10 protein-coding genes are annotated in these 7088 nt (G+C 39.9%); all 10 read right to left on the bottom strand.

The genetic code is table 11. The features are described 5' to 3' along the window. Positions 1 to 194: 194 nt before the first annotated feature. Entirely contained in the window at positions 195 to 551 is a 357-nt protein-coding gene (locus R7Q48_RS23520) for a hypothetical protein (RefSeq protein ID WP_256903462.1), read from the bottom strand. A gap of 155 nt (positions 552 to 706) precedes the next feature. Then, a complete protein-coding gene (locus R7Q48_RS23525) occupies positions 707 to 1597 on the bottom strand; it encodes a hypothetical protein (RefSeq protein ID WP_180792544.1) in 891 nt (296 codons plus the stop codon). 133 nt (positions 1598 to 1730) lie between these two features. Beyond that, positions 1731 to 2105, bottom strand: coding sequence for a nuclear transport factor 2 family protein (locus R7Q48_RS23530; RefSeq protein ID WP_053314558.1), 375 nt, complete (start codon positions 2103 to 2105; stop codon positions 1731 to 1733). Positions 2106 to 2810: 705 nt separating this feature from the next. Next, positions 2811 to 3176 (bottom strand): VOC family protein, encoded by a 366-nt coding sequence (locus R7Q48_RS23535; RefSeq protein ID WP_256903463.1) that lies wholly within the window; start codon positions 3174 to 3176, stop codon positions 2811 to 2813. Positions 3177 to 3312: 136 nt separating this feature from the next. Continuing rightward, entirely contained in the window at positions 3313 to 3906 is a 594-nt protein-coding gene (locus tag R7Q48_RS23540) for a hypothetical protein (protein WP_256903464.1), read from the bottom strand. Between the two features lie 294 nt (positions 3907 to 4200). Beyond that, positions 4201 to 4656 carry a GNAT family N-acetyltransferase gene (locus tag R7Q48_RS23545; protein WP_256903465.1) on the bottom strand — a complete coding sequence of 152 codons (456 nt, stop codon included), beginning with the start codon at positions 4654 to 4656 and terminating at the stop codon, positions 4201 to 4203. Positions 4657 to 4823: 167 nt separating this feature from the next. Continuing rightward, a complete protein-coding gene (locus tag R7Q48_RS23550; protein ID WP_193268665.1) occupies positions 4824 to 5219 on the bottom strand; it encodes an ACT domain-containing protein in 396 nt (131 codons plus the stop codon). A 152-nt stretch (positions 5220 to 5371) separates the two neighbouring features. Continuing rightward, complete coding sequence (locus R7Q48_RS23555; protein WP_065274610.1) at positions 5372 to 5839, bottom strand: helix-turn-helix domain-containing protein; 468 nt, start codon at positions 5837 to 5839, stop codon at positions 5372 to 5374. 236 nt (positions 5840 to 6075) lie between these two features. Then, positions 6076 to 6423: a hypothetical protein gene (locus R7Q48_RS23560; RefSeq protein ID WP_053304305.1), complete on the bottom strand. Its 348-nt coding sequence runs from the start codon at positions 6421 to 6423 to the stop codon at positions 6076 to 6078. A 140-nt stretch (positions 6424 to 6563) separates the two neighbouring features. Continuing rightward, positions 6564 to 6995, bottom strand: coding sequence for an NUDIX hydrolase (locus R7Q48_RS23565; protein ID WP_050925414.1), 432 nt, complete (start codon positions 6993 to 6995; stop codon positions 6564 to 6566). Positions 6996 to 7088 lie beyond the last annotated feature (93 nt).

Genomic DNA, 7088 nt, shown 5'->3' on the forward strand with positions numbered 1-7088 from the left:
CTGCACTCAATATAGTTGTAGCTGATGAAAAAATTAACGCTAATTGTTTCTTCATAGCCCCTCAAAAAATATAACGCTCTGTTAAGGGGTGAGCAACGCAATACCGAAGTAGCCGCATACCGCCTTAAACACTAAAACCAACGCATAGTAAAAATGCCACGCGTTGCGAATCCCTCTTGAACAGTTTGTTAGTACTAAAATTCCTCGCGAGTATCACGCTCTTCATATTCTGGGAAATCAATTTCGATGAAGCCGTCATCATTAAGGACAAACAATACACTTTCATGTTCGATATCAGCTTCATTCATATCAGAGCAACCACGATAGACTTCCCAATCGTATGAATAATCGAGTTGATATTGATTACAGCCCACAAAAGAAATTTTTTCGACTTCTATACCATTAACATTGTGAGCCATATGATCTATATGAGATAGATCTGGGATAAGTTTCTGTTCAAAGTCACTTTTGTTTTCAGATAGAAATCTAGTTAACTCTTCGCACAAGTGAGTGCCGTTAACTAAGGGTTGAGATGAACTAGAAAAGAACATTTCCAAATACTCCGAAACCTAATTTAATTTTGGTACTAACGCCGCATTAAGGTGTGAGCAACGCTAACCACCAAACCTAAACCATTGCACCGTAAACACAAAACCAACCTTGAGCTGAGAATGCCAAGCGTTGGGAATCACTCTTAAATGCCTTGTTAAATTAATTTATACGACGCTGGATGATACATTTTTTGTTCAAAACTAACTTTCTTTAAGATCTCGTATAACTCTTCAACTGATGTAATCGTTGGACGAACAACTGGCTCAAAATACCGTTGATTTTTCGTTGGAATTTCGAGTTTAACTTTAACATAAGCTTTAGAACTAAATTCGGTATCTATCGCATCTTGAAGATCCTTCATTGCTGCCAATAAAGAATATATAGCATCGTCAGTAAAAGTGATAAAGTTTTCAGTCATTGAATAAAGTTGGCACATATTGTTAATACCAAATTTTTCACACGACTTGTGTAAATTAAGTTTTTCAAATATGACCACACCACCACGCTCGATATGATCATAATATGACGTAATTAAATCATTTCGTTTGCTATGTATTGCTTTTTGATTCAAATATCGTCTTTCTGCTAAGTGAATAGCTTCTGCCACACTTGGCTTCTTATATTTGGTTAGCACAGAAAATGCTTTCTCAGGAACTCTTTGTTCCACACTAATGACAGATACAGAAGTTGGTATATCAATCATTCGAGCAGGTTTAGCTTGATAAGGTACAATATTGGACTTTTTAATTGCCACAAGGTCGTTCAACTGACTTTTTAGTACAAAAAAAGCACTGGTCAACAACGCTAACTCATCTTCTTTCGTATCCTTGTGATCTTTCCTCAGGGCCAGCTTATAAGCCCCAATTGCACCTAACAACGCCCCTCCAAACGAACTAGATATCGGAGCAAGAAAGTCTTTTATCACCGACAGTGTTGTAGTTGATGACTCTTCGACCCCAAATAAGTGAGAAATCTCACCTTGAAAAAGTAAAATTGCGACTATCGTAAGAACTGTCGTAATTATTGATATGAGAATTGATGCCACTCAGCCTCCATTAATTTAACGCCCTGTTAAGGGGTGAGCAACGCAATACCAAAGCCGCCGCATACAACCTTAATCACTAAAACCAACGCATAGTGAAAATGCCACGCGTTGCGAATCCCTCTTGAACAGTTTGTTATGCGATAACTGTTGAGTGCGCAGAGATAACCTGCCAGTTACCCTTTTGCTTTGTCCAAACACGAGAAAATGCAAACTCACCGTTTGCTACAGCCCCATTATAACTGCCTTTGATTTCCGCGTTTACGTAAACCAAAACGACATTCTTCTGAGGGACTACGTGAAGATCATGGAATTGGATTGACTTAATAGCTAGTAAGCCTGAGCCATGCAGTGCTATATCATCTTGTTTGGAAGTTCGATGACCAAGGTGATTAACAAATACCAAGTCATCAGACAATAAGTCTTGCAAGACAATCATATCTGAATTGAGCATTGAAGTTTTTAACTTCTCCTCTGCTTCAATTATTTCTTTAACTACATTGCTTTCCATACTATCAACTTCCTCATATCGCATAACGCCTTGCTAAGGTGTGAGTAACGCAATACAAAAGCTACCGCACAGCGCCTTAATCACATAAGCCACCGCAAAGTAAAAATGCCACGCGTTACGAATCACTCTTAAGCAATTTGTTAGTACATGCGCTACTTCTATTTATGCGCTCCAAGATATTGAAAAGTGGCATGATATGAAAGGCTTTGAACACTGAAGTGAGACGGGCAGCTACAAAACTTTACCCCAGATGAAAGACGAAAGTTGGCTAGAAGAAAAACGCACTGAACAGCCCTACTTTCACTGGCTTCAAATTAGAAAAGGATTCTTTCCTCGTACTTCAACAGCCACACCAAAAATAATCAAGGTTCTCTCAAAAGCCACCACGAAAATGAAGAAGCTCCAAAGAAATAGGCTAAGAGTTAGAAACCGTAAACGGTGAAATCAAAGCGAACACTCCGTATATAGTGCCACCGGAAAGAACGTGAAAGGTACTAACTGAAAGGTGTAAAGGCGAGCGCCAAAACAGATACACACCAAAACTTATGACATTTAATGCCAAACCCGTACTAACGCCCAATTAAGGGGTGAACAACGCTACCACCCACACCTAAAGCATTGTGCCATAAACACTAAATTTGAAGTAGAAGCAAAAATGCCAAGCGTTGTGAATCCCTCTTAAATTGCTTGTTAGGGCACTGCCAATCAGTAAACGCTGACCTCGATTAAATTTGAGTCTGGGTCCAGAAAGTAAACAGATTGAATCGGACCATTTGCACCGGATTTCTGAACAGGACCCTCGACTATTTCAATTCCTGCTTCAGACAAGTGACTCAAAACTCTATCTAAAGACCAAGTAGATATTAAGCACAAATCTCCAGAGCCTACTCTTGCTCGATTTCTCGGCTCCTGCCCTAAAAGTTGAAAGTTTATCTTTTGATTACCAAACTTCACGGCTTTGCGCCCATTGGCAAATGTGAGTTCTTCCATATTTAAGACGCGTTTATAAAACTGAACTGAGCGATCTATTTCCGCTACAGTTAGAACGATATGATCAATATGACTAATCAAAAAATACCTCCCTGTGCCCTAACGCCCTGTTAAGGTGTGAGCAACGCAATACTGAAGCTGCCGCATACCACCTTAAACACTAAACGCAACGCATAGTAAAAATGCCACGCGTTGCGAATCACTCTTAAACAGTTTGTTAGCTGTTCCGCTGCACTCGATTGTCCAAGTACGCATATTTAGCAAGCTCTGATATAAAGAACCTTGAAAGAGCATCTACAGACGAAGTCTTCAGGAGCATCGGCACAACAGCGAATTTATATAAGTACATTACTGGTAAGACTAGGATAGCGTAACCAAGAACAATCAGAAATAAAGCTAACACCAAATATCCCCAAACCTCACTAAAAGATAAATTGTGAATTAAATTATAAAACCCAACCTCATTTTCAGAACGGGGAATTGTGATTAAAGCAATTAAACTAATAAGATAGATAACCAAACTTAAAATGCGATTCTTTGAGTCAGGGCTGTAGATAAAATTACAAAACCGAGACCACTCTGATTTACTAGATAATCCATGCTCACTCTTAGCAATCTCCCTAATTTCCTTTAGGTCTTTCATCGCATCAAATAAAGACTTATCAATGTGAGCAACTAAGGTTTTGAGGTACACAGCTTTGTGATGATCTACGTTATCACTATTTAGAAGGGTGTAGTTTGACAAATGACAGATCAGGTTTCTGTCATAACGCCTCCTAGCGTCCGCTAGCAGCATCGCAGCCAATACCATTAGAACTATCGACAATACGTCGATTTTTAGAACCACTTGAATATACGCACTTAACAAAAAAAGAATTAGGGATATGAATAAATACAAAACTCCTCTTGCTCCGAAGTAAGAGAAACTAACTGTATTTTGATAATAGATTCTCGATAAATACCTCAACTCTTCCAATGTTATTTACTCCTTTTAAAATAGGACAGCTAACGCCGCATTAAGGTGTGAGTGACGCTTGGCTATACTTGAGCGAAGCGAAAACGCCAAGCGTTGCGAATCACTCTTAAATGCTTTGTTAGCAGCAACTTACAACGCGAGTTTAAACCCTTCATGTGTTGCTTTGAATCCAAGTTTTTCATAAAACCTGATTGCATCAGGACGCTGCTTATCACTTGTTAACTGAACGATTGTACAGCCTTTATTTTTTGCCAGTTCGATGGCATGTGCGAACATTTGCTCACCGAAACCTTGTCCACGATAGTCAATATGGATTCGAACATCTTCGATAAGACAACGCCAACTACCAATATGCGTTAGGTAAGGAATAAAAGTAATTTGAAGCATCCCGACTAGAGAGTTTTCCAGCTCAACAACAAGTAATTCGTTATTTGGGTCTCTTACAATTGCTTCGAACGCTTCAAGATACCCACTATTCAACGGAACAGCCGCATCTTCTCTTTTACTACCAAGTGGGTCATTTGAAAGCAAAGCAACAAGACTTTCCAAATCTTCAAAATCAGCTGAACGATACTTTAATTCCATTTATGGCTCCTTATTACTTCTGACTGCTAACGCCGCGTTAAGGGGTGAACAACGCCACCACCTAACCTAAAACATTGTGCCATAAACACTAAAGCTAAACTTTGAACCCAAACCGCCAAGCGTTGAGAATCCCTCTTGAACGCCTTGTTAGCAATATGATGCCAACATTAAGCACTGAACTCTTCTAAAGCCGATATTGCCGCTTCGGCTTTGCTAGTTTGAACAAAAACATGGTCGTGATAGTACGCTGCTATGACATTTGCACTTATGCCTTTTGAAGCTAATTTTGTTGCTACTGCTGCCGTAAGACCAACTGCCTCTAAACTAGAATGGACGGTCAATGTGATTTGACTATACGAGCCTTCAAAAGATAAACCCGCTTTTTCTGCCACTGATTTTTCAAGTACAAGAGTCAAACCTTCAAGCTCCATAAAGGTAGCTACTGGATTTAACTTGCAATACTCTTCTAGGCTTCCTGAAACAGTACAAAATACAAACTCAGCTTTAAGTAATTTGGGACGCATTGAACGCAGTAGTTCGTCTAAATCTGTAATTCCTGACATACTTGATATTTCCTTATATTGCTAACGCCGCGTTAAGTGGTGAGCAACGCTACCACCCAACCTAAACCTTTGTGCCATAAACACAAAAGCCGATTCGAACTGAAAGTGCCAAGCGTTGTGAATCCGCCTTGAACGCTTTGTTATGTGCGTTTTTACAACTTGCGACCTAAACGCTTTTCAATCTGACGCCTTTCCCATTTTGCACCAAACAAATTAAATACTTCAAAGGCATTTAGACCATGGTTTATAATTCCTATTCCCCAACCCATTGCTGGCCACCAAGCCCAAATATAGCTTGAGTCGGTTAATAAGTTTATTGCGAATAGTAAACCGATGACCAACACGTATGTCATTAGGTGCGAGTAAAAACCTTTGATTGCCCTTACTTGGTCAATAACTGTTTGCTCTTCGTCGGTGATTCTTACTTCATTTGTCATTTCCTGCTCCTGCTGAAGTTCTGAGACATTTGTTTCAAAGACAGCAGCTAAACATTTTAATGACTCTAGACCAGGCTTATGACCTCGCTCTATTCTCTGAATAGTACGAATGCTCAAGCCACTTAAGTCAGCCAATTGCTCTTGGGACCAACCGTGTTTTAGTCTGAGTTTTCTTACAACCATTACGAAAATCCTTTCTGCTGTACCGACTTAGAAACTAACAACATCCTATCAAAGAAACAACGTCACGAACGCGACACGCATATGACAATCTAAATATTTCAATAAGTTACAGAAGCACATAACGCCCTGTTAAGGTGTGAGCAACGCAATGCCGAAGCCTCCGCATACCACCTTAAACACATAAGCCAACGCATAGTAAAAATGCCACGCGTTGCGAATCACTCTTAAACAGTTTGTTATGTTCGTACAACAATGTTTAACGCAATTACATCAAGTTGCCCTAACTCATTAAAGTTAAGCCGAAAGTGCTTGTAGCCTTCGTCGCAATTGATTATTTCTGATTGGACATGTTGCTTGAGCCAAAGAGATGAGCATATTTCATAACAGCTGTCGTCTCGCTCTCCCTCAAGTAAATCAAATACCATCTGCCACTTGCATGCGACGTAATCGGTAAAATATAGTTTTACCGTTTTTTCCTGCCAATCTTTAAACTCAGCTCTTAAATCGCCTTCTTCTTGATGGATTTCAGGATATTCTGCATCTGCAGTAGAAAACCCCAAATCTAGCATTTTAACTGTTTCCATATCCCTTCCTAGCCCAGAGAACATAACGCCCAATTAAGGGGTGAGCCACGCGACCACTACACTAGATTTGGACGCCGTAATCACTAAACTTGGCCCGAACCAAAAATGCCAAGCGTGGGGAATCCCTCTTAAATTGTTTGTTATATGCACAGAATTTCGACTTGCTTAATGGCGTCAGAGAATACTTTATGACACTTAAAATCGGGCTCACTTCCTACTTTATACCAGAAGAAATTGAACTCATGCCCACCATCATCTTGGGTAAAGAAACTCCAGTTATCCGGTAGTTCTTGGTCTATTTTGCAAAGTACAAAATGCCATAAATGATTTCGAAAACCGCTTTCCCAGCTGCCGAGATAGTGAGTGCTCGATACACTGGATAAACCTGATTCTTCTTCCAATTCTCTCAAGGCCGCACTTTCGATAGATATATCCAACTGTTCTAACGTGCCTTTAACCAGTTGAACGTCAGCCAATGGATGTTCAAACAAGAGTAACTCACGATAGTTTCCTGATTTTCTGAGCACTATAGGGCAGACTTTGACTTCCCTTTTTCGAACTCTTTCTTCCACTGAACTCTCCCGTGTATATAACGCCTTGTTAAGGTGTGAGGCACGCAATACCGAAGGTTCCGCATAACACCTTAACCACTAAAACCAACGCAT

The sequence above is a fragment of the Vibrio sp. 378 genome (assembly GCF_033339435.1).

Excerpts from the sequence above, each read along its gene's own strand:
- R7Q48_RS23560 (WP_053304305.1), bottom strand. The coding sequence starts at position 6,423 with ATGGAAACAGTTAAAATGCTAGATTTGGGGTTTTCTACTGCAGATGCA.
- R7Q48_RS23545 (WP_256903465.1), bottom strand. The coding sequence starts at position 4,656 with ATGGAATTAAAGTATCGTTCAGCTGATTTTGAAGATTTGGAAAGTCTT.
- R7Q48_RS23555 (WP_065274610.1), bottom strand. The coding sequence starts at position 5,839 with ATGGTTGTAAGAAAACTCAGACTAAAACACGGTTGGTCCCAAGAGCAA.
- R7Q48_RS23550 (WP_193268665.1), bottom strand. The coding sequence starts at position 5,219 with ATGTCAGGAATTACAGATTTAGACGAACTACTGCGTTCAATGCGTCCC.
- R7Q48_RS23540 (WP_256903464.1), bottom strand. The coding sequence starts at position 3,906 with ATGGTATTGGCTGCGATGCTGCTAGCGGACGCTAGGAGGCGTTATGAC.
- R7Q48_RS23520 (WP_256903462.1), bottom strand. The coding sequence starts at position 551 with ATGTTCTTTTCTAGTTCATCTCAACCCTTAGTTAACGGCACTCACTTG.
- R7Q48_RS23530 (WP_053314558.1), bottom strand. The coding sequence starts at position 2,105 with ATGGAAAGCAATGTAGTTAAAGAAATAATTGAAGCAGAGGAGAAGTTA.